This window comes from Rahnella bonaserana, assembly GCF_019049675.1.
GTDB classification, from domain to species: domain Bacteria; phylum Pseudomonadota; class Gammaproteobacteria; order Enterobacterales; family Enterobacteriaceae; genus Rahnella; species Rahnella bonaserana.
In genome coordinates this window covers 201,539-227,211 of the sequence record NZ_JAFMOW010000063.1, presented here as the reverse complement: position 1 = coordinate 227,211, position 25,673 = coordinate 201,539, and the positions used below count along the sequence as shown (strand labels likewise).

Sequence of the window (25,673 nt, the reverse complement as noted above, 5' to 3'; positions counted from 1 at the left end):
GTTTCAGTGTAAAGGGGCCAATAGGCCCCTTTATTCTAGGAAGCATGGCCAAATCAGGGTACTGTATGGCTGCTGTTTCTGTTGTTATTCTAAGTACATGAACTTCCGTTACAGATGTTTTCGCGCGGCTAATGAGAGACTTTATTACCACATTGCCAGGTATATAAGGATTGTCATTAGTCGCGAGAATGTAGTGAGAAGCTCGGATATCTATCGGCGTGAACTGCTGTCATAACAGCTGCGCGTCATACAAAAGGACATTACATTGCTTAATCCGACTATTCGTAAATTCCAATACGGCCAGCACACCGTTACGCTGGAAACCGGCATGATGGCTCGTCAGGCAACTGCCGCTGTTATGGTCAGCATGGACGACACCGCGGTATTCGTTACCGTTGTTGGCCAGAAAAAAGCTAAACCAGGTCAGAGCTTCTTCCCGCTGACTGTTAACTATCAGGAGCGTACTTACGCTGCTGGTCGTATCCCGGGTAGCTTCTTCCGTCGTGAAGGACGTCCAAGTGAAGGCGAAACTCTGACTTCACGTCTGATTGACCGTCCGATTCGTCCTCTGTTCCCGGACTCCTTCCTGAATGAAGTTCAGGTTATCGCGACTGTAGTTTCCCTGAACCCACAAGTTAACCCTGACATCGTTGCGATGATCGGTGCGTCTGCAGCCCTTAGCCTGTCTGGTATTCCATTCAATGGCCCAATTGGTGCTGCACGCGTTGGTTACATCAACGACCAGTATGTTCTGAACCCAACCGCAGATGAGCTGAAAACAAGCCGTCTGGACCTGGTTGTTGCCGGTACTCAGGGCGCGGTTCTGATGGTTGAATCTGAAGCTGAAGTGTTGAGCGAAGATCAGATGCTGGGCGCGGTCGTATTCGGCCACGAACAACAACAAATCGTTATCGACAACATCAACTCACTGGTTGCTGAAGCCGGTAAGCCAAAATGGGACTGGCAGCCAGAAGTGGTTAACGCTGAGCTGCACGCTCGCGTAGCTGCACTGTCTGAATCCCGTCTGGGTGATGCGTACCTGATCACCGAGAAACAAGAGCGTTACAACCAGATTAACGTCATCAAATCTGACGTTGTTCAGGCTCTGCAAGCTGAAGACGAAACTCTGGACGCTGGCGAAATCTCTGACATTCTGGGCAGCATTGAGAAGAACGTGGTTCGTAGCCGTGTTCTGCGTGGCGAGCCACGTATCGATGGCCGCGAAAAAGACATGATCCGTGGTCTGGATGTGCGTACTGGTGTTCTGCCGCGTACTCACGGTTCTGCACTGTTCACTCGTGGTGAAACTCAGGCACTGGTTACTGCAACTCTGGGTACTGCCCGTGATGCACAGAACCTTGATGAGCTGATGGGCGAGAAAACTGACAGCTTCCTGTTCCACTACAACTTCCCTCCGTACTCTGTTGGTGAGACCGGTATGGTAGGTTCGCCAAAACGTCGTGAGATTGGCCATGGCCGTCTTGCTAAACGTGGCGTACTGGCGATGATGCCAAAACCAGAAGACTTCCCGTACACCGTACGTGTGGTTTCTGAAATCACTGAATCTAACGGTTCATCTTCAATGGCTTCTGTTTGTGGCGCATCTCTGGCCCTGATGGATGCAGGCGTGCCAATTAAAGCCGCTGTTGCGGGTATCGCAATGGGTCTGGTTAAAGAAGGCGAAAGCTTTATCGTTCTGTCCGACATTCTGGGTGACGAAGATCATCTGGGCGACATGGACTTTAAAGTAGCCGGTAGCCGCGACGGTATCACCGCGCTGCAGATGGACATTAAAATCGAAGGTATCACCCGCGAAATCATGCAGGTGGCTCTGAACCAGGCTAAGGGTGCGCGTCTGCACATTCTGGGCGTGATGGAACAGGCTATCAGCACACCACGTGGCGATATCTCGCAGTTTGCTCCACGTATTCACACCATCAAGATCAGCCCGGACAAAATCAAGGACGTGATCGGTAAAGGTGGTTCTGTAATCCGTGCGCTGACTGAAGAAACCGGCACCACCATCGAAATCGAAGATGACGGTACTGTGAAAATCGCAGCAACCGACGGCGAGAAAGCGAAATACGCTATCCGTCGTATCGAAGAGATCACTGCTGAAATCGAAGTTGGCCGTATCTATCAGGGTAAAGTGACCCGTATCGTAGACTTTGGTGCGTTTGTTGCCATCGGCGGCGGTAAAGAAGGTCTGGTACACATTTCTCAAATCGCTGACAAGCGTGTAGAGAAAGTGACTGATTACCTGCAGATGGGTCAGGAAGTACCGGTTAAGGTTCTCGAAGTTGACCGTCAGGGTCGTGTGCGTCTGAGCATCAAAGAAGCTACCGCACCTTCTCAGGACGAAACAACTGAGCAACCTGCAGCAGAATAATCTGTAACAGAAGTTTTACAGCTCCTTTCCAGCTGGAAGGGAGCTGTTCGTCTCATGAACACAGGATGCGTTCGTGTTAAGCAAGCGGATGACAGGATGTTCATCCAATGTTTGTCTCCGGGAGTAGAAATGAAGCCTTTCTTGCGCTGGTGTTATGTTGCGACAGCACTTATGTTGGCAGGATGCAGCAACCATGATTGGCGTAAAAATGAAGTTCTGGCGATTCCGTTGCAGCCGACGTTGCAGCAGGAAGTCATCCTGGCACGCATGGAACAAATACTTGCCAGCCGGTCATTGACCGATGATGAGAGAGCACAGCTATTATATGAGCGCGGTGTGCTGTATGATAGTCTCGGGCTAAGAGCACTGGCGCGAAATGATTTTTCACAAGCGCTGTCTATTCGTCCTGATATGCCAGAAGTTTTTAACTACCTGGGGATTTACCTAACGCAGGCAGGCAATTTCGATGCTGCCTATGAAGCGTTTGATTCTGTACTAGAGCTTGATCCAACTTACAACTACGCGCGTTTGAACCGAGGTATCGCACTGTATTACGGTGGCCGATTCTCGTTAGCGCAGGATGATCTGCAGGCGTTTTATCGAGACGATCCAAATGATCCCTTCCGTTCGTTATGGCTTTATCTTGCGGAGCGAGAAATCAATCCGAAGAATGCCGAGGTAGCGCTCCAGGAGCGTTATGACAAAGCGGACAGAGGGCAATGGGGATGGAATATCGTCGAATTCTACCTGGGCAAAATCAGCGAATCTACGCTGATGGAACGCCTCAAGGCAGAAGCAACGGATAACACTTCGCTCGCTGAGCATCTCAGTGAAACTGACTTCTATTTAGGTAAGCATTACCTAAGTCTGGGGGACAAGAACAGCGCCGCGGCACTGTTCAAACTGACGGTAGCTAACAACGTCCATAACTTCGTTGAGCACCGCTATGCATTGTTGGAATTGGCGCTTTTGGGCCATGAGCAAGACGACCTATCAGAATCGGACCAGCAATAGCTGACGACACCAATCAGCCTTTTTAATCATGGTATTTACCATTTTTAAGCGCCTTAACGGGCGAGGGTTGCTTTGTTCGTTTTATAATCTAATTTGAGCCGGTTCACACTTTTCAATGAAAATGACTGAAAATTTTCTCGACGAGTTATGTAGACTGGCTGCCATTATTAATGAGGCACGTGTACATGACTACTGAGCTTGAAACCTCTTTTGCTGACCTGGGGCTGTCTGCTCCGATCATTTCTGCCCTGACTGATTTGGGCTACGAAAAACCTTCACCAATCCAGGCTGAGTGTATTCCTCACCTGTTAAATGGCCGCGACGTTCTGGGTATGGCTCAGACAGGTTCCGGTAAAACAGCAGCATTCTCTTTACCACTGCTGCACAACATTGATGCTTCACTGAAAGCACCACAAATTCTTGTTCTGGCACCAACCCGCGAACTGGCGGTTCAGGTTGCTGAAGCAATGACTGATTTCTCTAAACACATGCATGGCGTGAATGTGGTTGCTCTTTACGGCGGCCAGCGCTATGACGTTCAGCTGCGCGCACTGCGTCAGGGACCACAAGTTGTTGTGGGTACCCCGGGCCGTCTGCTGGACCACCTGAAACGCGGCACCCTGAACCTCTCTAACCTGAGCGGTCTGGTGCTGGACGAAGCTGATGAAATGCTGCGTATGGGCTTCATCGAAGACGTCGAAACTATCATGGCTCAGATCCCGGCTGAACATCAGACCGCGTTGTTCTCTGCAACCATGCCAGAAGCCATCCGTCGTATTACCCGTCGCTTCATGAAAGATCCTCAGGAAGTACGTATCCAGTCAAGCGTGACTACCCGTCCAGACATCAGCCAGAGCTACTGGTCTGTCTACGGTCTGCGTAAAAACGAAGCGCTGGTGCGTTTCCTTGAAGCAGAAGATTTTGATGCGGCGATTATCTTCGTTCGTACCAAAAATGCGACACTGGAAGTGGCTGAAGCTCTGGAACGTAGTGGCTACAGCAGCGCTGCACTGAACGGTGACATGAACCAGGCGCTGCGTGAGCAGACTCTGGAACGTCTGAAAGATGGCCGTCTGGACATTCTGATCGCAACTGACGTGGCAGCACGTGGTCTCGATGTAGAACGTATCAGCCTGGTGGTTAACTACGACATTCCGATGGACTCAGAATCATACGTTCACCGTATCGGTCGTACCGGTCGTGCTGGCCGTGCGGGTCGCGCATTACTGTTCGTTGAGAACCGTGAGCGTCGTCTGCTGCGTAACATTGAACGCACCATGAAGCTGACCATTCCAGAAGTTGAAATCCCAACTGCAGAAGTTCTGGGCGAACGTCGTCTGGCTAAATTCGCAGCGAAAGTTCAGCAACAACTGGAAAGCAGCGATCTGGATCAATACCGTGGTCTGCTGGCGAAACTGCAACCTGCAGAAGAGCTGGACATCGAAACACTGGCTGCGGCATTGCTGAAAATGGCACAGGGCGAACGTCCTCTGATCGTTGCAGCGGATCCGGTCTTCAAAAGCCGTCCACCACGTCGTGAATTCGAAGATCGTGGTGACCGCGGTGATCGTGGCGATCGTCGTGACCGTCCGGTTCGCAGCAACGACCGTCCTGCACGTGATGGCGACAGCCCACGTCGTGAACGTCGTGACGCTGGCGAAATGGAACTGTATCGCATCGAAGTGGGTCGTGATGATGGTGTTGAAGTTCGTCACATCGTTGGCGCTATCGCTAACGAAGGCGACATCAGCAGCCGTTATATCGGTAACATCAAGCTGTTCGGTACGCACTCAACTATCGAATTGCCTAAAGGTATGCCGGGCGAGATCCTGTCTCACTTCACCCGTACGCGTATCCTGAACAAACCGATGAACATGCAGCTGATCGGTGATGCAGTGCCACAGGCTCCGCGTCGTGATCGTCCGGCTGGTGCAGGCGGTGAGCGTCGTGGTAACGGTGCTCCGCGTCCTTTCAACGGTGAACGTCGTGAAGGTGGCCGTGGTAACGGTGCTCCACGTTCTTTCAGCGGTGATCGTCGTGAAGGTTCTTCAGCAGCTGGCGACCGTCGTCCGCCAAGCCGCGCACCACGTCGTACTACTGACGCATAATCTGAATCCAGCTTGCTGATATTCAGATGACTTAACGTCAGAAAATAAAAAACCAGCCTTCATCGGGCTGGTTTTTTTTCGTCTGTAATTTACTTTGCTCTGTAATTTACTTACTAAGAGGGTCAGCTGATGCGCTGCTCTTTAACCAGATCGCCCTGCAGCTGAGACACAATTTCGAACGAATGCAGACGTGCCTGATGATCAAAAATCTGACCGTTGATCATCAGTTCATCGGCTTCGGTTTCACGCAGAATATTTTGCAGACCCTGACGCACCGTCTCTTTATTGCCCACGACTGACATGCGCAGTGCGTTGTCGACGCCAAAGCGTTCCTGTGCTGACCACAGGCTTTCAATGTTATCGACCGGCGCAGGGAGTTTACCCGGCATTCCGCGGCGCAGATTAATGAACTGCTGCTGATTGGAGGTAAACATCCGGCGCGCCTCTTCATCAGTATCCGCGGCAATCGCGTTGATGCACACCATCGCGTGAGGTTTTTCGAGCTGCGCGGAAGGCTGGAATTTGCTGCGATAAATCGCCAGTGCCTGATACAGCATGTCCGGTGCAAAATGTGAGGCGAAGGCAAATGGCAGGCCAAGAGCCGCCGCCAGCTGCGCGCTGTACAGGCTGGAACCGAGTAACCAGATTGGCACATGCAAACCTTGTCCCGGCACGGCCTGAACGGCCTGCTGCGGCTGAACGTCGCCGAAATACATCTGCAATTCCTGCACATCTTGCGGGAAGTTATCGATTTCGCCGGAAAGATGACGGCGCAGCGCAATCATGGTGCGCTGGTCTGTACCCGGCGCACGGCCCAGTCCCAGGTCTACGCGATTTGGATAGAGCGTGGCGAGCGTACCAAACTGTTCAGCAATCACCAGCGGTGAGTGGTTTGGCAGCATCACACCGCCGGAACCCACACGGATCGTTTTCGTCCCGCCAGCGATATAACCCAGCAGCACAGAGGTCGCCGCACTGGCGATACCGGTCATGTTGTGATGTTCTGCCATCCAGTAACGCTGGTAGCCCCACTTCTCGGCGTGCTGCGCCAGTTCAAGGGAACACTGGAATGCCCGGGCGGGATCGGCACCCTGCGGAACCGGCGCCAGATCGAGCACGGAAAGGGGAACGGTGTTTTTCTCAGACATAATCACGGCTCACTCATCAAAGGAAAGAGCGGAGAAAGCATTCACTCCGCTCATAATTAGAACGAGTATTACCCAATAAGTAGGTATTGAATACGGCATTTGTGCCCTTAATTGCCGTTAAAACATCCTTAAAATCGATTTAAATAACTTAAACTATAGTTTCTATGAATATGTTGTTTTGTGTTAAACAGTCTTTGTTCATCCCGCTATGATTTGACAGAAGTGCACATGCGCCTTTAAGAACGGGCGTTGGCGGGAAAGGACAATCATGGAAAGGAGAACCAAAGCCGATGATAAACACAGGCAAACAAAAAGGATGAAGCACCGATGAGTAAACGAATATTATTGACCCTGCTGCTGGTTGCAGCGGCGGTTTCTCTGGCGGTGCTGTTTCGTGCGCACAATCAGGATTTGCTGTTACAGGGCGAAGTCGATGCGCCGGAAGTGATTGTGGCATCGAAATCTAAAGGTCGCGTGATTGAACGTCATGTTGAGCGCGGTGACGATGTAAAAGCCGGGCAACTGCTGATAACTCTCGACAGCCCGGAAATGATGGCGCAATTGCGCGCCGCCGAAGCTGCCCGCGATCAGGCAAAGGCCCAGCTCGATCTCTCGGTTAACGGTACCCGTGAAGAAAGTATCCGCAATCTGAAAGCTACCCTGGCGCAGTCTCAGGCGGAATATGTTAACGCCCGTGACCTCTACAACCGCAACGCCAAAGTGGCGGCAAAAGGATTTATTTCAGCCTCTGATTTAGAAGATTCCCGCCGCGCCCGCGACAGCGCATATGCACAAGTTCTGGTCGCCAAAGCCAATCTTGATGAAGGCGTGAACGGCGACCGCGTGGAACAGCGCGCGAGTTACGCCGCGCAACTGCGTCAGGCTGAAGAAGATTTGCTGGAAGTGAAAGCACAGACCGATGACCTACAGGTCAAAGCGCCGGTTGATGGTGAAGTGGGGCCGATCCCGGTAGAAGTCGGCGAGCTGGAAAGTGCTAACAGTCCGTTGCTGACATTGGTCCGTCTGCCCGATGCCTATTTCGTCTTTAACCTGCGTGAAGATATTCTGGCCGGCGTACGCAAAGGCGACAAAGTGCAGATGCGCGTTCCCGCGCTGAATAACCAGATGATCGAAGCTGAAGTTCGCTACATCGCGCCGCTTGGTGATTACGCAACCAAACGCGCCACGCGTGCCACCGGTGATTTCGATTTAAAAACATTTGAAGTGCGTTTGTATCCTGCGAAACCGGTGCCCGGATTGCGTCAGGGCATGAGTGCATTGTGGCAATGGAAAGCGAAGTGAAGCCGGTCAAAGCGCCACGCAGTGAAAGGGTAAAAGCCGCATGGCGCTGTTTCAGCCGTTCTTTTACCCGTGAAGTGAATCACGCCTTTCGCAAACCGGTGATCCACTGGCTGTGCTGGATCTTCCCTTTGCTTCTGTTCGGCCTGATCAGCAGCAACTTTTCAGAAGGTACGTTGCTGGATTTACCGGTGTCTGTGGTCGATAACGATCACAGCCCTTTATCCAAAACGCTTGTTCGCAAACTGGATGCCGGTTCACACGCGCATGTGCAGGCGTTCGAAGGCGGTTTACCCGAAGCGGAATATCGTCTGCGTACAGCCCAGGACTATGCGCTTTTATATATTCCTGATGATTTTGAAGCGGACGTTCTGGCCGGAAAACAGCCCAGCGCCGTGCTGTATTACAACGCGTTATTTTACGGTGCCGGTCTGTATTCCACGCAGGATTTCAGCGGGCTGATTACCGAACTCAATACCAGTTACCGTTCTATTATTGCGACCGAAATCGGTAAAACGCTGCCGTCGCTGGCCAGCGTCGATTTATCCTACGGCAGCCTGTTTAACGCCAGCGGCAGTTACATCTATTACCAGCAATTTGCGGCGACCATCCATCTGCTGCAATTATTTACCGTGACTTGCATGATCTACGTGATGGCGCGCAGCCAGGCGCTGCTCAGTGCGCCGTCATTTACGCTGGCGCTGCTCGGCAAACTGGCCCCTTATACGTTGTGTTTCACCACGTTGCTGATGGTTGAAATCGCGATGCTGGTCGGGTTTTTCGATGCCCGCGTCAGTGGTAACCCCTTGTACATGCTGGTGATTGGCTTCTTCTACGTGATCGCTGCGCAAAGCCTCGGGCTCTTACTTTTCACCTTCACCAAAACCACTATTACGGCTTACACCATGATGGGGATTTTCGTCAGTATCGCGCTGACTTTTTCCGGCATGGCGGTACCGGTGCTGTCGATGCCGCTGCCAGCGCGCATTATTTCCGGCATTGAACCGCTCAGTTATGCGCTGGCCGCAATGTTTGACGTCTTCCTGCGCGAAGTCTCGGTGCGCGGCATTCTGATGGTGTGCTGCATCCTGCTCATTTATCCGCTGCTGACCGGCCTGCTGGTGCGCAGACGCCTCTACATGCGGCTGAAACGACAGGAGGCAGGCCAGTGACCCGTCGTGAATGGTTTAAAACCTGGTGGGCGACATTCCGTAAAGTGCTGACCGGTTTGCTCGACAAGCCAATGTGGATGATGTTGCTGCTGTCATTGTGCGTGATGAGCCTGGTCTATGCGAACCGCACGGTATGGGATTTGCCGGTGGCGGTGGTCGATCAGGATCACAGCACCGCCAGCCGGATGCTGACCCGTCAGCTGGACGCCACTTCCAAAGTCGCGACGGTGGCTTACGACAGCCTGGCGCAGGCGGAACACGATCTGGCGCTGCGTAAGCTCTTCGCGGTGATTATCATGCCGGTGGATCTTGAGAAGAAAATCCTCGCCGGGCAAAACATTGTGATCCCGGTGTACGGCGATGCGACTAACCGGCTGGCGAACGGGCAGATCCAGCAGGATGTGCTGGCGGCGTATCAGGCGATCCTTACGCAATACAACACGGATTTATTGCTGAGCAGCGGCTTCAGCGAGCGGCAGGCCAGCGTGGTGCTTTCACCCATCATCGGGCAGTCTCTGGATGTGTTTAACCCCGGCATCAGCTTTGCGGCGATTATTTTCCCCGGCCTGCTGGTGATGTTATTGCAGCACTCATTACTGATCGCCAGCGTGCGTGTCAGCATTGTGCTCAACAGCGGGCCTTCCGGAAAACCGGCGGTACCGGCGTTTCTGGGCGGTATTTCGGCGCTGATCCCGGTCTGGCTGTTTCTTTCAATCGTCTTGTTTGTGCTGTGGCCGTGGATACTGGGTTACCGGCAAACGGCCAGCATTCCTGAAATCCTGTTGCTGACGTTCCCGTTCCTGCTGGCGGTGCTGGGGCTGGGAAAACTGGTGACGGAATGCCTGCGCAGCGTCGAACTGATTTACCTGACGCTGGCCTTTATCACCACGCCGGTCTTTTATATTTCCGGCACTATCTGGCCGTTACAGGCGATGCCCGCCTGGGTCAGGGGTGTATCGTCTATGCTGCCCTCAACCTGGGCGACCAAAGCCATTGCTGGCGTCAATCAGATGGGGCTGCCATTTAAAGATGTGGGCGGTGATATTCTCATGCTGCTGATATTGTGCCTGTTTTACACCTTTATCGGCATTGCCGTAGGCATGTTGCGCGATGGTGTCCGGCTAAGAGCGATGTTCCGGCCGAAGCAGAGAAATTCGTAATAAAAAAAGGGAGATGACCGCCAGGTCTTCTCCCTTTTCACTGCAACAGGCGCTGTCAGGGGCGCAGTTCCAGCCCGGCGACGCGCTGCCAGTAGCCGTTACAGTCGGCCTTATCGGTGAGTGTCAGGGGCAGCAAACCGCGTTCGTTGTGACGAAACGCTTCCAGCGTGGCGAGAGTATCTTTGGTTTCCGGCGACAGACGCACGATATCGACTATTCCCTGCATCGACACCAGTTCGTTGCCGAGGTTGTAGCAGTAGCCGCTCTGCGTCTGAATGCCGTTGAGGACGAATACCTGCTGATTTTCCTGCGACAACATTTTGCGTCCCTGGGGATAATTGATGCAGCAGGTTTCGCATTCGTCTTTCGCGCGGTTTTCAGAACGAGCGGTGAAACAGCGGGCCGAATAAGCCAGCGGTAAATGCCCATAAGACAGCACTTCCACCTCAAACTTATCGCGGATACCCAGGTCATCGCACTGGTTCAACAGATTCACCAGCCAGTCGCGGGAAAGCTCTACCGGCATACACCAGCGCACCATGCCCTGTTTTTGCAGGATTTTCAGCGTGACGGCGTTATAGCAGTTCAGCGCATGACCGACGACAAACGGCAGATTGCGTTCGGCTGCCATGTTCACCGCGCCAAAATCGTTGGCTTCCAGCAAAAACTCGCCGTTTTCTACGTAGCGTTTCAGTTCATTAAGTTCGGACGGTGCCTGCAATAAGGCCAGCGTGGAAATCACCACCTGTTTGCCCGCAGCGGCCAGCTGGCGCGCGACCTCCATCCAGTCATTCACTTTCATCTCACGGCGTTTGGTACAGACGTTTTCGCCGAGATAAATGATATCTGCGCTGCTGTCCGCAGCGGCCTGGTAAAAATCTTCAACCTGCGCTTTTGGCCAGTAATAAAGAATGGCCCCTAAAGAGTATTTCATCATTGTCTCTTCGATTACTGCCACTTGCGGTGATAAGCACCGAGCGTGGTTTGTGTACCTTCAGACATGGAGCCCAGCGTTTTCATCCATGCATCATCGGTTTTGAAGTTTTGCGGATCTGCCATACAACGGTCGATCGCCGCGCGCCATACGCGGGCCACCTGACTGACATACGCCGGGCTGCGCTGACGTCCTTCAATTTTCACGGAAGCAATATTAGCTGCGAACAACTCCGGCAATAACTCCAGCGTGTTCAGGCTGGTCGGTTCTTCCAGCGCATGATATTTCGCGCCATCCACCAGATAACGCCCCTTACACAGTGTTGGATAACCGGCGTTTTCACCTTCGTCATAACGGTCGATCAGCACATCATTCAGACGCGATTCCATGCCCTGAGCCGTTTGTTGCCAGCGCACGAACCGCGCCGGTGAGCAGGCACCGACGGTATTCGGCGATTCTCCGGTCAGATAGGAAGAAAGATAGCAGCGACCTTCGGCCATGATGCACAAGCTGCCAAAGGCGAAGACTTCCAGCGGCACGACTGTGGTGCGGGAAAGCTGACGCACCTGATGCATGGAAAGCACGCGGGGTAAAACAACGCGGGCGACATCAAAGTTACGTTTATAGAAGCGAATTGCTTCGTCGTTGGTGGCCGATGCCTGCACCGAGACATGGCGCTCCACGTGGGGATATTTATTCGCGGCGTAATCAAGCATGGCGATATCGGCCAGGATAAGCGCATCCGCTCCGAGCTGCGCGGCCATATCTACCGCGCGCTCCCAACGCTGATAGCCGTCAGGGTGCGCAAACGTATTGATGGCGATATGCAGTTTACGGCGGTGACGGTGAACGTAATCCGCGGCTTCCTGCAATTTTTTTTCCGTGAAATTCAGACCGGCGAAATGGCGTGCATTGGTATCATCTTTCAGGCCGATATACACCGCGTCGGCGCCATTATCGATCGCCGCTTTCAATGCAGGTAAATTCCCTGCCGGGCAAAGTAGCTCCATTCTCGTTCCTTACTACAACCGGCCAGCCAGAGCTGAGGTTGGTGGGTGATGAAAAGCCAGTTGCCGACGTCATTCATTCATCAGTCAGGGCTTTGATTGGCGAACTATTTTAGAGAAGCTATGGATGCAATATTTTGATTTGAGGCAGTTTCTGCGGCTTTGGAAGGCATACAACGCCCGGGGAGGTTGTACGTGATGTTTTTCTGTTGCAGTATTTATTGATGTAGACCGCTGAACGTTCCCGGCAATGTGTCAAAATAGGCGGTATAACTGCCTTAAAACTTGCCGAAAAGTTACCGAAAGGAGTAGTGCCAGTGTTGCAAAAACTACGTGCACGTGTGGTCCGTCAGGGGCCATCCCTGTTAAGTCTGCCTTTGAAATTCACGCCTTTTGCGTTGCAACGGCAGGTTTTGCAACAGGTGCTGAGCTGGCAGCTTCGTCAGGCGCTGGCCGACGGAGAGCTGGATTTCCTTGAAGGTCGCTGGTTGAAAATTGACGTCAGCGATCTCAGCCTGACCTGGCTGATGTCAGTGGAGGAGGGCAAACTGGTGGTCGCCGAACACGGCGAAGCCGATGTCAGTTTCAGCGGTAATGCAAACGATCTGATCCTGATTGCTGCCCGCAAAGAAGATCCGGACACGCTGTTCTTCCAGCGCCGGCTTCGTATTGAAGGTGATACCGAACTGGGCTTGTATGTGAAGAATCTGATGGATTCTATCGATCTTGATACTATGCCGCTGCTGCTGAAAAATGGCCTGCTGCGCCTGGCCGATTTTGTCGAAGCGGGTCTGCAAGAGGACCGTGAGCCGCAAGCTCCGGTAGCTGAGCCATGTTAATTCGTACTGAAATTCCGGTAGATGCTGCGGGCATTGACCGTTTGTTACGCGCCTCATTCCCGACGGGTGCAGAGGCGGATCTGGTGCAGGAACTGCGCGAAGATGGTTTGCTGACGCTGGGGGTTGTGGCGACCGACGATGAAGGCGGCGTGGTCGGTTATGTCGCTTTCTGCCCGGTGGATATCCGGGGCGAAGACCGCAACTGGGTCGGCCTCGCTCCGCTGGCAGTAGACGAATCTCTGCGCGGTCAGGGACTGGGCGAAAAACTGGTTTATGAAGGGTTAGATTCCCTGAATGAATTCAGCTATGCCGCGGTAGTGGTATTGGGTGATCCGGCGTATTACCAGCGCTTTGGATTCAAACCGGCTGCCGCTCATGACCTGCATTGCCGCTGGCCGGAAACGGAAACGGCTTTCCAGCTGTTCACCTTATCTGACGACGCACTGACGGACGCCAGCGGCGAAGTGGTTTTCCCGTCAGCGTTCAATCGTTTCTGAATCTTTTCAGATACTATAAAGGCCGGATATCCGGCCTTTATTATTTTCCGCTTTCCGTTAATCCTGGATAGTTTTCCAGACATTCCGGTGCATTTCTCACCAGCAACTCTTTTTGCGCTTTGCTCAGTTTTTTGACTTTAATTTCCAGCTTTGATGCCAGTGAGCGGTCGCCTGCCGGACAATGAAATGCCAGCGTCAGTTCACCTTTTCCCCGCAACGATTTCGCCCCTTTTCCGGACTGATGCTGACCGAGACGCCGCGCCACGTCGGTCGTTATGCCGGTGTAAAGCGTCCCGGTCGGGGTTCTCAGCATGTATAGAAACCAGTTGGATGGTGCGGACATAAGCTCTGCGCGTCAGGAAAATTTTGTGTCAGTTTACCTGAAAGGCACAATAGAGTGAGGCAAAACATCAACATGGGGCGGTAAACTGACCCAAACGAAAATAAGGCGTGTGTGATGAATAACCCTGATGACCTGAAACATATTCTGAAGTTTCTGAATAAACACCATGTGCTGGCGCTGTGTGCCGTTGCGGACGACGAGATGTGGAGCGCTAACTGCTTTTACGTCACAGATGCAAAAAACATGACGCTGTATTTCATGACCGAAATGAAAACCCTGCACGGTACGCTGATGGTCAAATCACCGCATATTGTCGGCACGATTGCGCCGCATCCGAAAACCATTGCGCTGATTAAAGGCATTCAGTATCGCGGCGAGGCAGCCATTCTTAGCGGTGAAGAAGAAGCTCATGCGCGACATCTGTACTGCAAGCATTTCCCGGTCGCCATCGCCATGAAGGCTCCGGTTTGGGGACTGAAACTCAATCACATCAAAATGACCGACAATGCGCTGGGCTTTGGCAAGAAACTGCTGTGGGACAGGGAAGTCTGAAGGGGAAATTGCCCCTTCAGCAGAAGGGGCACATGGCTTATGCGGCCAGAATTTTCAGTGATTCACGGTTAAAGGCTGGCAAATCGTCCGGCGTACGGCTGGTGACCAGCGTGTTATCGTCAACCACGACTTCTTTGTCGTAAAACTCTGCACCGGCGTTTTTAACGTCGACCACGACCGGTTTAACCGTCGTGAGTTTTCTGCCACGTATTACATCGGCGTTAATCAGCAACTGCGGGCCGTGGCAGATGGCGAAAATCGGTTTGCCGCTTTTCGCGAAAGCACGGGTGAATTCGACAAATCTGTCGTCACCGCGCAAGGTATCCGGCGAATGTCCGCCAGGCAGCAACAGTGCATCGAAGTCGGCCACGCTGACATCATCAATCGATTTATCAATGGTGACTTGCGCCTTGCCCTGTTTGCCTTTGATCACGTTGCCCGCTTTATTTTCGATGGTAATGACCTGATGGCCAGCCTTTTTATAGGCTTCGGCGGGTGAAGTGAATTCTGAATCCTCAAATTCATCAGTGATGAGTACCGCTATCTTCTTGCTCATGGTTCCTCCTGCTGAGAATGTGTCTTTCGTCATACATTACTAAGCCTAGAAGCCAGCGGCTGCCTGATCAAACTGGATTCGTCCTAGTCTGCGAAAGTAACAGGAACTGTCTTATAGCGTGATATTTACATTCAGGTAACACTTCAAATATCTGTTCATGCTTTCATGTTTCAGAACCCATGTTTCAAAATCGCAGCGCGAAAGCCGTTTTTTAAAAGGAAGTGATATGGCAAAAGTTCTTCTGCTGGGCGGAAGTGGCCTGATCGGGCGTGAGCTCTTACGTCTGTTGCAACTTGATCCGCGTGTCAGCCGCATCGTGGCACCCAGCCGTCGTCCGCTTCAGCCTGGGAATAAGCTGTTTAATCCGCTTGGTGAAAATCTCACGTCACTGGTGGTCGCACTCGATGAGCCGATTGATTTACTGTTCTGCTGTCTGGGCACCACGCGAAAACAGGCGGGAAGTGCGCAGGCATTCCGGGCAGTGGATTACGATCTGGTGGTGGATTGCGCCAAGGCGGCACGCGAGCTGGGCGCACGCCATTGTCTGGCTGTGAGTGCTAACGGAGCTGACGCCCGTTCGCGTTTTCTCTATAACCGTACCAAAGGTGAAATGGAGCTGGCGCTGATGCAACAGGGATGGCCGTTGCTGACATTAGTCCGGCCTTCGTTATTAGTTGGAAAGCGCCATCCGCCGCGTCTGCTGGAACAACTCAGTGCGCCGCTGTTTAAAATGCTGCCGGGGAAATGGAAAGCGATTGATTCAGATGTGGTGGCGAGGGCGTTGCAGGAGCAGGCATTTAATGCAGGATTAGGCGGCATCACCGTGCTGGAATCCAATGAGATCGCCGCCAGTATCGAAGATCTTTAATTCGCATGATCCGCTGATCCGGATCCTTGTGATATGGTATCAGGCAAAAAACGCGAATTTTTCTCAGACTACTTTCAACTCAATATCACGCCAGATCCTTACAGGTATTTTTCTGCAAAAACGGAAAGATCCCTGAAATCCGGCATCCTTTCTCTCAGCGTTTCATGATCTCAGTCCCACCAGCGACTGGTTTCGATCCGCCCGATCATAGTGTCATCAAAGCGCATGCCGATCTTTTTCGCTGCCACGCCCGCGACGATCGAATAGGGTTCAACGTCTTTCGTCACAACGGCAGAAGTGCCGATCACTGCGCCATTGCCGACTTTTACACCGGGCATCAGTACCGCGTTATGCCCGATCCACACATCGTTACCGACGGTGACATGATGCTCACGCCGCCAGTCGAAAAATCCCTGATCGTCTTCACCGAGTCCGTAAACAGAACTGCGATAGGTGAAATGATGCTGGGCAACGCGCTGGTAGGTCGGATGATTGCCGGGATTGATCCGCACGTAAGTGGCGATCGAAACAAATTTCCCGATCGTCGCGTAAAAGATCTGATTGTTGCCGGCGGTATACGAGTAATCGCCGATCTGCGTTTCTTCGATGATCGCGTTGTCCGCAATATGCACATACTGACCCAATGTTGAACGGTTCAGCTCGACCTGCTGACCAATTTTTGGCCGCGAATAATCCTGCTCGTCAGCCAGCGAAAACGGATGAATGATATCTGTCATAAAATCGCTCATGATGAAGTGACCGGATAAATAAATGCGCTGACTGGCAAGGCAAGAATGGCCAGCAGATGCTGTAAAGTCTCGTGCAACGCACCGTCATTATTCAGCCGGTGGCAGCCGGCTGGCAGGGCGTTTTCGTACTCTCTGGCGCGCTGAAGACGGCAGGCGATTTGCGCCGTATCTTCACGTCCGCGACGCGTCAGGCGTTCAGTCAGCACCGGTTCGGAAACCTGTAAACAGACGGGTACCAGCCGCTGACCATAACGTTGCCGGGCTTTTTCCAGATGCGCGCGCGAGCCGTTGACCACCACGTGACAACCGAGCTGCATCCAGGTGTCTATCTCAATCCCCACGGCGTACTGGCACTGGTGCGCGTGCCACTCCATGGCGAATAAACCGTGCTGGCGACGCTGAATAAATTCGGCTTCGCTTAGTGCGATATGGTTTTCAGAACCCGCATCCGCAGGGCGCGTAATGTAACGATGCGCGACGGCGACATCGCTGGGTAAATGCTGGCGCAGCGCGTCCAGAAGACTGTCCTTACCAGAACCCGAAGCACCCATCAGATAGAGTAAACGACTCATTTCATCTCCTTACTGAGTAAGAATTCGGCCTGCTCCCTCCCTTCGCACGGGGAGGAGCAGGATTTCATTCCCTCAGAACACCTGAATGCCCTGACGCCAGACGTTCTGCACAAAGTAGTAATCGCCATGTGCGCGTGCCAGAACCAGATCGGCGCGTTTGCCTTCGGCGATTTCCCCGCGATCTTTCAGACCCAGCGCGTTAGCCGGATTGCGCGTCACCAGCTTCACCGCCTGCGGCAGACTGAACGCATTGCTCTCATCGTTGGCAATCCGGAAAACCGCGTCGAGCAGGCTGGCGGGATAGTAATCGGAAGAGAGAATATCCAGCAGGCCGAGTGAAGCCAGATGGTGCGCCGCCACGTTGCCTGAATGCGAACCGCCGCGCACGATATTCGGTGCACCCATCAGCACCTGCAAACCGCTGTTGTGCGAGGCGCGGGCAGCTTCTTCGGTGGTCGGGAATTCGGCGATCACGCTGCCGAGCGCCAGGGATTCTTCGACGTGCGCTGCCGTGGCATCGTCATGGCTGGCCAGCGAAATATTGCGCTCGCGGCAGTGTGCTGCAATCGCTTCACGGTTTGGTTGCGCCCAGCGACGGGAGAGCGCGATTTGTTCTTGCTGAAAATCGTCCATCTGCTCATCGTTCATGTGGTATTTGCCCTGATAATACTCACGGTATTTCTGTGGCGTGGCGAACTGGCGCTGGCCCGGTGAATGGTCCATCAGTGAAACCAGTGATAACACTGAGGTGTCCATCAGCTTCTCGAACAACGGTAAGGTCGTTTCATGCGGCAGTTCGCAGCGCAGATGCAGACGGTGTTCGGCGCGGTTCAGCCCGGCGTTCTGGCTGTTGACGATGGCGTCGATCATCTTTTGCAGATTATCCAGACGATGTCCGCCGTCGCGCACGTCACCGACGGCAACGGCGTCCAGCACGGTAGTGATCCCGCTGGCGACCATCAGCGCATCGTGGCTGCTCATCGCGGAATGGGCTGGCCAGTCTACTTTTGGTCGCGGCGTGAAAAACTTATCCAGATTATCCGTGTGCAGCTCGATGAATCCCGGCAGCAGCCAGCCGCCCTGAGCATCCAGAGCCTGCGGCAACTGACTGCGGCTGTCAGCAAAGGCGCTGATCACGCCGTTTTGCATCTCAAGCGACCCTTCAACCACCTGATCGTCGAGCACCAGTTTGACGTTATTAATGATCATGCGGACATCTCCGGCGCCGTTTCCGGGCTCATTTCATACAAGCGATCGGCAACGCGTTCGCGCACATCTTCATCATGGAAAATCCCGACCACCGCCGCACCGCGCGCTTTCGCCTGCTCAATCAGTGTGACGACGGCGGCACGGTTGGTGGCATCCAGCGAGGCGGTCGGTTCATCAAGCAACAGCACCGGATAATCGACCACAAAACCACGGGCGATATTCACGCGCTGTTGTTCGCCGCCGGAAAACGTGGAGGGCGCAAGATGCCACAGACGTTCCGGCACATTCAGATGGCGCAGCAACGCGCTGGCGCGGGCTTCGCTTTGTGCTTTGTCCGCACCGAGTTCCAGAAGCGGCTGCATCACCAGATTTAGTGCACTGATGCGCGGAATAACCCGCAGAAACTGGCTGACCCAGCCGACCGTATGGCGGCGAACGGCCAGAATGTCCCGTGCTTCGGCGCTCACCATATCAATCTGCTGGCCCTGATGTTCGACCCAAATTTTGCCGCTGTCCGGCAGATAGTTGCCGTATAAAGAACGCAGAAGGGTGGACTTCCCGCTGCCGGAATGGCCGTGCAGCACTACGCATTCACCGGCATTCACAGTCAGGCTGGCGTTGCTGAAAACCGGCAATCTGGCGCTGTTCTGGTTATGCAGAACGAAAGTTTTACTGAGATTTTCGACCCTGAGCTTCGTCGTCATTTTGGTCACTCTTTCTCTGAAATGAGGTTAGGAAAGCACGGAAGAAACGAGCAGTTGCGTATACGGATGATGCGGATCGTCAAGCACGCGGTCGGTTAACCCACTCTCCACTACCTGACCCTGTTTCATGACCAGCAGACGGTGTGCCAGCAGGCGGGCAACGCCCAGATCGTGGGTGACAATCACCACCGCCAGCTGCATTTCCACCACCAGCGTGCGCAGCAGATCCAGAAGGCGCGCCTGAACCGAAACGTCGAGTCCGCCGGTCGGTTCATCCATAAACACCAGACGCGGATGTGTCACCAGATTGCGGGCAATTTGCAGGCGCTGCTGCATGCCGCCGGAAAACGTGGTTGGCAGGTCATCAATGCGTGAAACCGGAATTTCGACATCTTCCAGCCACTGACCTGCCTTCCTGCGGATATCGCCATAATGACGTTCTCCGACTGCCATCAGGCGCTCGCCGATATTGCCGCCGGCAGAAACCTGACGGCGCAAACCGTCCATCGGATGCTGATGTACCACGCCCCAGTCTGTGCGCAGTAAACGGCGGCGATCGCTTTCCGCCATGTCATAAAGCGACTGCGCCGGAGTCTGGCCGTTGTTGTAGATGACTTGCCCTGCCTGGGGCGCGAGCCGGGCAGAAATCGACTGCAACAGCGTGGTTTTACCCGAGCCGGATTCGCCGACAATGCCCAGCACTTCCCCAGGATACAAATTGAACGACACATCGCTGAAGCCTTTGCCCGGCGCATAAAGATGGGTCAGGTTATTCACCGACAGCAGCGGTTCGGCGGCAAGATTTAAGGGAGTGATCATCAGCGGTTAACCTCGTTGGACGCCTGTTGCTCAACCTGCTGAGCACAAAAATCGGTATCGGAACACACGAACATGCGGTTGCCCTGATCGTCGAGCACCACTTCATCAAGATAACTGTGGTGCGATCCGCAAATCGCGCAGGGTTCATCCCATTGCTGGACGGTGAACGGGTGATCGTCGAAATCCAGACTTTCGACTTTAGTGAATGGCGGCAGGGCGTAAATACGTTTTTCACGTCCGGCACCGAACAGCTGCAATGCGGGCATCATGTTCATTTTCGGGTTATCAAATTTCGGGATCGGCGACGGATCCATCACGTAGCGGTCATTGACTTTCACCGGATAGGCGTAAGTGGTGGCGATATGCCCGAAGCGCGCGATGTCCTCGTAAAGCTTCACCTGCATCACGCCGTATTCTTCCAGCGCGTGCATTTTGCGGGTTTCTGTTTCGCGCGGTTCAATAAAGCGCAGCGGTTCCGGGATCGGCACCTGGAAAATCAGGATCTGATCTTCCTGCAACGGCGTTTCCGGAATGCGATGACGGGTCTGGATCAGGCTGGCTTCCACGGTTTTTTCAGTGGTTTTTACCCCCGCGACGCTCTGGAAGAACTTGCGGATTGATACGGCATTGGTGGTGTCATCCGCGCCCTGGTCGATCACTTTGAGCACATCTTTTTCGCCGATCACGCTGGCGGTCAGCTGGATCCCACCGGTGCCCCAGCCGTAAGGCATCGGCATTTCACGTCCGGCGAACGGCACCTGATAACCGGGGATCGCCACGGCTTTGAGGATCCCACGGCGGATCATACGTTTGGTCTGCTCATCGAGATAACCGTGGTTGTAGCCGGTAATCGTTTGAGCGGCATTATTGTTCATTGGCGGGATCCTGTTCTTTCGCGGCGCGCAGGCGTTTTAACAACTCCAGCTCAGCCTGGAAATCGACGTAATGCGGCAATTTAAGATGCGAGACAAAACCGGCGGCTTCGACGTTATCGGCATGGGACAACACGAATTCTTCGTCCTGCGCCGGGCTGCTGATTTGCTCGTTGTATTCACGGGTTTGCAGCGCGCGATCCACCAGCGACATCGACATTGCCTTGCGCTCGGCGCGACCAAACACCAGCCCGTAGCCACGGGTAAAGTGCGGCGGCTTGTCTTCAGGGGCGACAAAACCGTTCACCATTTCGCATTCAGTCAGCAGGATCTCGCCGATATCAATGGCAAAACCCAACTCTTCCGGCACGATCTCAACGGTGAGCCAGCCGGTACGGATTTCACCGGCAAACGGATGGGTGCGGCCGTAACCGCGCTGTGTGGAATAACTCAGTGACAGCAGAAAACCTTCATCGCCACGCACCAGTTGTTGCAGACGTGCCGCGCGGGATGCCGGAAATACCGGTGGCGTGCGGGTGATGTCTTCCGGTTCGGTTCCGTCATCTTCTTCCTGCATCGCCAGCTGTTGTTGTGTCAGCAAATCAAACACATGGCCGCAATTCTCCGGCTGTGGTTCATCGGCTACCGGAGTGAACGGTGCTTCGCCTTCGGCCAGCAGTGCAAAATCCAGCAGGCGGTGGGTGTAATCGTAAGTCGGGCCGAGCACCTGCCCGCCGGGCAAATCTTTGTAGATAGCAGAGATACGGCGTTCGGGGCGCATCGCCTGAGTCTTCAGCGGTTCGCTGGTCGCCAGACGCGGTAACGTGGTGCGGTAAGCGCGCAGCAGGAAAATCGCTTCGACCAGATCCCCGCCGGATTGCTTAATCGCCAGCGCGGCAAGCTCGCGGTCATAAATCCCGCCTTCGCTCATCACACGGTCAACGGCTAAACCCAGTTGTTGTTCAATCTGTTCGCAGCCGAGTTCTTTCACATCGGTATTGCCGCGGCGTTCATGCGCCAGCAACTGATGGGCGGCGGCAATCGCCTTCTCACCCCCTTTAACGGCGACGTACATCAGCACACCTCCACGCGCGTGGTGCGCGGTACGGCAATCATTTCTTCGCCGCAGGTGAACATAAAGTCCAGACCCAGCGGGAAACGGTGAGGGCGGTTAAGCAGATAAGCACGAACACAATCAGGCAACTGCGGTGAAATCGTGCGGCTGCTCTCAATGCCGGGTCCACGCAGACGCAGCGGTGTGCCGCCGGTCAGACTTTCCAGCTGAACAATCACGCTCGTCGCCAGCTCCGGTGACATCTCATCACCGCACGGAAAAGCCAGCAGCGTGGCGCTGTCGAGCGCCGGATCGGCCAGTGCAAAACTGACGGCAGAAGGATCATCGGTGAGCACCGCACCGGTATGAAAACGCAGGTTTTTACGCAGAATTTCATCGTTGAGCGAGGCGCTCAGCCACAGCGGCGTATCGTTATCGATAAGCGTCAGCAGCACGCAGGCGCTGGCGGAACCTAACGCACCGAAGCCGGGCATGGCAGGCAACTGCACGCTGACGCCGGGCTCACTTAACGCTTTGAGAATACGACGGAAACTGTACTGCGCATCAGCAACCGGATTTTGAAAACTGGCAACAAGTGACATGAATTATTCTCCGCGAACCAGGGTAAAGAAATCGACGCGGCTGGAAGCCACTTCACGGGCGCGTTGCTGGCGGCGTTCCTGTTGCAGAGCAGCCAGCGGCGCTATCACACGTTTGTGCAGCAGTTCATCCATGCCCTGCATTTGCAGCAAGGCGTCGATGACTGCGCACAGTTCGGCGTGGGCTTTATTACGCCCGCTGACGTAGCTGTAGCCATAGACGCCACCGTCTAACTGAATGACTGCGCGGGTGACGGTCATATCGCCCATCACAAAACGTTTTCCGGTGCCGCCCATGCGGCCCTGAAGCTGAGTCAGACCCGTTTCGGCAGCGCGGATCCGTTCAAATTGCGGGGACAAATTCAGCGGCTGCCAGTGGGCGATCAGCTCATCGGGGCGGCTGTGAGCCAGCACCGACATCCAGCGCTGGCGGGTTTGCAGGTGATCCATTCAGTGCTCCATGGTCAGTTCGATCATGTCGGCGCGCGTCAGGCTGACGGAATATTCCGCCACCGAATTGCTGCCTTCACAAATGTTCAGGGTGCGGACACACAGCAGCGGTGCCTGCGGGACGATTTCGAGTAATTTGCTCTCTTTTGCCAGCGCGCGGCGGGCATTAATGCGGGTGGTACGGCGGCTGAGTTTTTGCTTAATCTCTTCGCGGATAAAATCGTGCAGCGAGCCGTTATGGAAGTTTTGCAATGCAGGCCACCAGTCGAGATCGGGCAGATAGTGATCAATCACGCAGACCGGCACGCCGTTCACGCGCCGCAGCGTGCGCAGATGAATAACGGTGTCGCCTTCCTGACGGGAAAGCGCTGCCGCGACGTGATCGGTTGCCGGACGCAGCACCGCCAGCAGACGTTCGCTGGTCGGGTGGCTACCCTGATCCAGCAGGTTCTGGCTGAAACGTGCCTGCGAATGCAGCGGATAATCGTAGGGACGCATCAGCACCAGCGTGCCAATGCCCTGACGGCGTTGCAGCCAGCCGCGATCGACCAGCTCATCCACCGCACGGCGCAGCGTATGGCGGTTCACCTGAAAACGTTCGGCAAGCTGTTGTTCCGGTGGCAGATAATCGCCGCAGCGGTAACCATTACGCAGCTCCTGTTCCAGTTCGGCAGCGATTTGTTGATACACCCTGGCGTGACTGGTCGGATGTCTAGATAAGTTCATCACAATGAATACCTCGCACGGGATAAACGGGTAAGGGAGGGGGAGGCATTAATACGCATTCGCCTAAAACTTTGTTGCAAACGAGACGAAGGAAACATGATTCAAACCTCAGTTCGGTGTTGAGATCATGTTGGTGGAATTAGGTGACAGTTGAGTGAAGGTTTGGTTGCAGTGATGTGTCGGATGAAATGGAAGAAAATATCAGGAAAAATGAATGGAACTTTTTTAAAACTCTATTTTTTAACATTATCATTTAAGAGTTATGTATAAAAACTATTACCCTATGATTTCATTGTAATTTATGAATTTTAAATATGTAAATTTTCATAAGCGTTTTTTGCATTTCAGATTTTGAATAATATTAATTGATATTTCACCTTTCTTAATTAATTTAAATGAGATGTTTATCTAACAAGTTAATTAACCGAATGAAGATTTTTAAAGGCATAACTCTGTGTTTTTAATGCTGAATTTCAGGGTGGGCGTTTAGTAGATGATTAAATACATTCAGTATGCAAATAATTGAATGTCGCAGAGTATTAAAATTGTATTAATTGCATTGAGAAGGGGGTTGTTAAAAATTAGTGTATATTTTAAGTGTCGTCCATTCATGTACAATATACATCTTTCAGAGTCGTTTATTATGTTCATCTATTAACAAGGAAAAGTTAGTTATGTTAAAGAAATCAAAGTTTTTATTATTACCTGTGTGTTTATTTGCCAGCAGCATGGCAGCGAGTGCTGAAGATGGCACAATTACTTTTACAGGTACTATCAGCGATGCAACATGCATTGTTGAAGGCGGAACCGAGGCGGGCTTAACACCATCCGGGACTTTTACCGTTAATCTTAAACCCGTCAGCACCACTGCATTAAGTGCAGCAGGTAAAAAAGCGGGTGATACACCATTTTATATCAGTCTGAGTGGCGCTGATTGCCCGAATGGTAAATTTGCTAATGTTTCCTGGGAACAAGCAGCAAGCACTAAAATTGACAGTGCAACAGGTAATTTGCAGAACTCAACTGCAACAGGTTCTGCAACGAAAGTTCAGGTTGTACTTTCTGACGAAAATAAACAAGCCATCGACTTACGTCAGGCTGTAACCGATCCGACTACCGGTAAAAAAATTTCTAATAATGCTGCTCGTTTCGATTATTGGGCACAGTATATTGCTACCGGTGGTGCATCTACCGCGGGTACAGTGAATACCGATATCGTTTACTCCATTATTTATAACTAAGATTTAACGCCGGAATGCGTTGTATTCCGGCTTATTAATAAACCGGAGTGTTAAAGATGAAGTTAAACCTGGCAATCCTGTTGCCTTTACTCTTTGTATTTCTGTCACCCGCTGAGGCTTCCATTCAGGTGATGGGAACCCGTGTTATTTTTAATGCAAAAGAGAAAGAACAATCGGTTCGCATTAATAATGTGGGAGACGCGCCTGCACTTATTCAGGTCTGGCTCGACAGTCGGCGTGAATCAAAAATTGACGATAAAGAAAATTTGCCGTTTGTCATCAATCCGCCCATCTCCAGAATAAATAAAGGCAAAGGGAAGGTTTTGCGAATCTTTCCAACGGATGAAACTGCGACAAAATATCCCCAGGATCGTGAAACGATGCTCTGGATAAACATTCTCGACATCCCACCTGAGGATGAGAATGCTGAAGATAAAAACTTGATGAATATTGCAGTCAGAACGCGTCTTAAGTTCTTTTATCGCCCGGCGGGCCTTAAAGGCGATCTGATCACTGCGTCTGAAAATGTCCAGTGGTCCTCTCAAAAGACGGCGACGGGTTATAAATTTACAGGGAAAAATAACTCTCCTTATTACATTTCATTCGCCTCCATAAAATTGGTTGGGCAGGAGAAAAGTATCCTTCAGGGCGATACTATCGAACCCTTTAGCAGTAAAGATTTTGAATTTAAAGACATAAAAGCTATGGCTAACCCCGTACTTAATTATACTTTCATAACTGATCTTGGTGCATTTGTCAGCAAGGAATTTAAGTTGTAATAACTGCTGTTGC

Annotated in this window: 27 protein-coding genes and 1 pseudogene; 13 read left to right on the top strand and 15 right to left on the bottom strand. The window is 52.9% G+C overall.

Going from position 1 to position 25,673, the window contains the following annotated elements:
* Window positions 1-265: 265 nt before the first annotated feature.
* The 4 genes from pnp to J1778_RS13580 all read left to right on the top strand — a co-directional run bounded on the left by pnp (window position 266) and on the right by J1778_RS13580 (window position 5,511).
* Window positions 266-2,389, top strand: coding sequence for a polyribonucleotide nucleotidyltransferase (pnp, locus tag J1778_RS13595; RefSeq protein ID WP_120162396.1), 2,124 nt, complete (start codon window positions 266-268; stop codon window positions 2,387-2,389).
* Window positions 2,390-2,518: 129 nt separating this feature from the next.
* Window positions 2,519-3,403: a lipoprotein NlpI gene (nlpI, locus tag J1778_RS13590; protein ID WP_112286786.1), complete on the top strand. Its 885-nt coding sequence runs from the start codon at window positions 2,519-2,521 to the stop codon at window positions 3,401-3,403.
* A 115-nt stretch (window positions 3,404-3,518) separates the two neighbouring features.
* On the top strand, window positions 3,519-3,599 hold the full coding sequence (gene yrbN / locus J1778_RS24885) for a protein YrbN (protein WP_096335046.1): 81 nt from the start codon (window positions 3,519-3,521) through the stop codon (window positions 3,597-3,599).
* A complete protein-coding gene (locus J1778_RS13580) occupies window positions 3,589-5,511 on the top strand; it encodes a DEAD/DEAH family ATP-dependent RNA helicase (RefSeq protein WP_217173623.1) in 1,923 nt (640 codons plus the stop codon). Before yrbN ends, J1778_RS13580 begins: the two co-directional genes overlap by 11 nt.
* Window positions 5,512-5,633: 122 nt before the next feature.
* Here J1778_RS13580 and J1778_RS13575 read toward each other — a convergent pair whose 3' ends face one another.
* Complete coding sequence (locus J1778_RS13575) at window positions 5,634-6,659, bottom strand: luciferase-like monooxygenase (RefSeq protein WP_217173622.1); 1,026 nt, start codon at window positions 6,657-6,659, stop codon at window positions 5,634-5,636.
* A gap of 327 nt (window positions 6,660-6,986) precedes the next feature.
* On the opposite strand from J1778_RS13575, the gene J1778_RS13570 reads away from it, so the two are divergent.
* From J1778_RS13570 to J1778_RS13560, 3 genes are all read left to right on the top strand, one after another.
* Entirely contained in the window at window positions 6,987-7,961 is a 975-nt protein-coding gene (locus J1778_RS13570) for an HlyD family secretion protein (RefSeq protein ID WP_217173621.1), read from the top strand.
* Window positions 7,946-9,130: an ABC transporter permease gene (locus tag J1778_RS13565; RefSeq protein ID WP_217173701.1), complete on the top strand. Its 1,185-nt coding sequence runs from the start codon at window positions 7,946-7,948 to the stop codon at window positions 9,128-9,130. The genes J1778_RS13570 and J1778_RS13565 overlap by 16 nt, the downstream gene beginning before the upstream one ends.
* 71 nt (window positions 9,131-9,201) lie before the next feature.
* Window positions 9,202-10,290 carry an ABC transporter permease gene (locus J1778_RS13560; protein WP_217173700.1) on the top strand — a complete coding sequence of 363 codons (1,089 nt, stop codon included), beginning with the start codon at window positions 9,202-9,204 and terminating at the stop codon, window positions 10,288-10,290.
* 55 nt (window positions 10,291-10,345) lie between these two features.
* Here J1778_RS13560 and J1778_RS13555 read toward each other — a convergent pair whose 3' ends face one another.
* Window positions 10,346-11,224, bottom strand: coding sequence for a U32 family peptidase (locus J1778_RS13555; protein WP_217173620.1), 879 nt, complete (start codon window positions 11,222-11,224; stop codon window positions 10,346-10,348).
* Between the two features lie 14 nt (window positions 11,225-11,238).
* On the bottom strand, window positions 11,239-12,234 hold the full coding sequence (gene ubiU / locus J1778_RS13550; RefSeq protein WP_217173619.1) for a ubiquinone anaerobic biosynthesis protein UbiU: 996 nt from the start codon (window positions 12,232-12,234) through the stop codon (window positions 11,239-11,241).
* A 314-nt stretch (window positions 12,235-12,548) separates the two neighbouring features.
* Between ubiU and ubiT the strand changes: the two genes are divergently transcribed.
* Together ubiT and J1778_RS13540 are read left to right on the top strand one after the other, a co-directional pair.
* Entirely contained in the window at window positions 12,549-13,070 is a 522-nt protein-coding gene (gene ubiT, locus J1778_RS13545) for a ubiquinone anaerobic biosynthesis accessory factor UbiT (RefSeq protein WP_217173618.1), read from the top strand.
* The gene (locus J1778_RS13540; protein ID WP_217173617.1) at window positions 13,064-13,567 is read left to right on the top strand and encodes a GNAT family N-acetyltransferase; all 504 of its coding nucleotides are present in this window, start codon (window positions 13,064-13,066) and stop codon (window positions 13,565-13,567) included. Before ubiT ends, J1778_RS13540 begins: the two co-directional genes overlap by 7 nt.
* A 40-nt stretch (window positions 13,568-13,607) precedes the next feature.
* Here the strand turns inward: J1778_RS13540 and J1778_RS13535 are convergent, their stop codons facing one another.
* Window positions 13,608-13,910, bottom strand: coding sequence for a GIY-YIG nuclease family protein (locus J1778_RS13535; protein WP_217173616.1), 303 nt, complete (start codon window positions 13,908-13,910; stop codon window positions 13,608-13,610).
* Window positions 13,911-14,024: 114 nt separating this feature from the next.
* Here J1778_RS13535 and J1778_RS13530 point away from each other — a divergent pair, with 114 nt between their 5' ends.
* Window positions 14,025-14,462 (top strand): YhbP family protein, encoded by a 438-nt coding sequence (locus tag J1778_RS13530; protein WP_217173615.1) that lies wholly within the window; start codon window positions 14,025-14,027, stop codon window positions 14,460-14,462.
* A 37-nt stretch (window positions 14,463-14,499) separates the two neighbouring features.
* Here the strand turns inward: J1778_RS13530 and J1778_RS13525 are convergent, their stop codons facing one another.
* Entirely contained in the window at window positions 14,500-15,018 is a 519-nt protein-coding gene (locus J1778_RS13525) for a type 1 glutamine amidotransferase domain-containing protein (RefSeq protein WP_217173614.1), read from the bottom strand.
* A 226-nt stretch (window positions 15,019-15,244) separates the two neighbouring features.
* Between J1778_RS13525 and J1778_RS13520 the strand changes: the two genes are divergently transcribed.
* Entirely contained in the window at window positions 15,245-15,886 is a 642-nt protein-coding gene (locus tag J1778_RS13520; protein WP_217173613.1) for a Rossmann-fold NAD(P)-binding domain-containing protein, read from the top strand.
* A 176-nt stretch (window positions 15,887-16,062) separates the two neighbouring features.
* Here the strand turns inward: J1778_RS13520 and J1778_RS13515 are convergent.
* The 10 genes and pseudogenes from J1778_RS13515 to phnF all read right to left on the bottom strand — a co-directional run.
* Window positions 16,063-16,623 (bottom strand): annotated as a pseudogene (locus J1778_RS13515) (DapH/DapD/GlmU-related protein); the annotation flags it as partial.
* Window positions 16,624-16,631: 8 nt separating this feature from the next.
* Window positions 16,632-17,207, bottom strand: coding sequence for a ribose 1,5-bisphosphokinase (phnN, locus tag J1778_RS13510; RefSeq protein WP_217173612.1), 576 nt, complete (start codon window positions 17,205-17,207; stop codon window positions 16,632-16,634).
* A gap of 72 nt (window positions 17,208-17,279) precedes the next feature.
* On the bottom strand, window positions 17,280-18,416 hold the full coding sequence (gene phnM, locus J1778_RS13505) for an alpha-D-ribose 1-methylphosphonate 5-triphosphate diphosphatase (protein ID WP_217173611.1): 1,137 nt from the start codon (window positions 18,414-18,416) through the stop codon (window positions 17,280-17,282).
* Window positions 18,413-19,120 (bottom strand): phosphonate C-P lyase system protein PhnL, encoded by a 708-nt coding sequence (gene phnL / locus J1778_RS13500; RefSeq protein ID WP_217173610.1) that lies wholly within the window; start codon window positions 19,118-19,120, stop codon window positions 18,413-18,415. The genes phnM and phnL overlap by 4 nt, the downstream gene beginning before the upstream one ends.
* Window positions 19,121-19,147: 27 nt before the next feature.
* Window positions 19,148-19,939, bottom strand: coding sequence for a phosphonate C-P lyase system protein PhnK (phnK, locus tag J1778_RS13495; RefSeq protein ID WP_217173609.1), 792 nt, complete (start codon window positions 19,937-19,939; stop codon window positions 19,148-19,150).
* Window positions 19,939-20,814, bottom strand: a complete 876-nt coding sequence (locus tag J1778_RS13490) for an alpha-D-ribose 1-methylphosphonate 5-phosphate C-P-lyase PhnJ (protein ID WP_217173608.1) — start codon at window positions 20,812-20,814, stop codon at window positions 19,939-19,941. The genes phnK and J1778_RS13490 overlap by 1 nt, the downstream gene beginning before the upstream one ends.
* Window positions 20,804-21,886, bottom strand: a complete 1,083-nt coding sequence (locus tag J1778_RS13485) for a carbon-phosphorus lyase complex subunit (protein WP_217173607.1) — start codon at window positions 21,884-21,886, stop codon at window positions 20,804-20,806. Before J1778_RS13485 ends, J1778_RS13490 begins: the two co-directional genes overlap by 11 nt.
* Window positions 21,886-22,467, bottom strand: coding sequence for a phosphonate C-P lyase system protein PhnH (gene phnH / locus J1778_RS13480; protein ID WP_217173606.1), 582 nt, complete (start codon window positions 22,465-22,467; stop codon window positions 21,886-21,888). Before phnH ends, J1778_RS13485 begins: the two co-directional genes overlap by 1 nt.
* A 3-nt stretch (window positions 22,468-22,470) precedes the next feature.
* Window positions 22,471-22,914, bottom strand: a complete 444-nt coding sequence (gene phnG, locus J1778_RS13475) for a phosphonate C-P lyase system protein PhnG (RefSeq protein ID WP_217173605.1) — start codon at window positions 22,912-22,914, stop codon at window positions 22,471-22,473.
* Window positions 22,915-23,640 (bottom strand): phosphonate metabolism transcriptional regulator PhnF, encoded by a 726-nt coding sequence (phnF, locus tag J1778_RS13470; protein WP_217173604.1) that lies wholly within the window; start codon window positions 23,638-23,640, stop codon window positions 22,915-22,917.
* Window positions 23,641-24,314: 674 nt separating this feature from the next.
* Here phnF and J1778_RS13465 point away from each other — a divergent pair.
* Together J1778_RS13465 and J1778_RS13460 are read left to right on the top strand one after the other, a co-directional pair.
* Window positions 24,315-24,881: a fimbrial protein gene (locus J1778_RS13465; protein ID WP_217173603.1), complete on the top strand. Its 567-nt coding sequence runs from the start codon at window positions 24,315-24,317 to the stop codon at window positions 24,879-24,881.
* 56 nt (window positions 24,882-24,937) lie between these two features.
* The gene (locus J1778_RS13460) at window positions 24,938-25,660 is read left to right on the top strand and encodes a fimbrial biogenesis chaperone (RefSeq protein WP_217173602.1); all 723 of its coding nucleotides are present in this window, start codon (window positions 24,938-24,940) and stop codon (window positions 25,658-25,660) included.
* The last annotated feature ends 13 nt before the right edge of the window (window positions 25,661-25,673 follow it).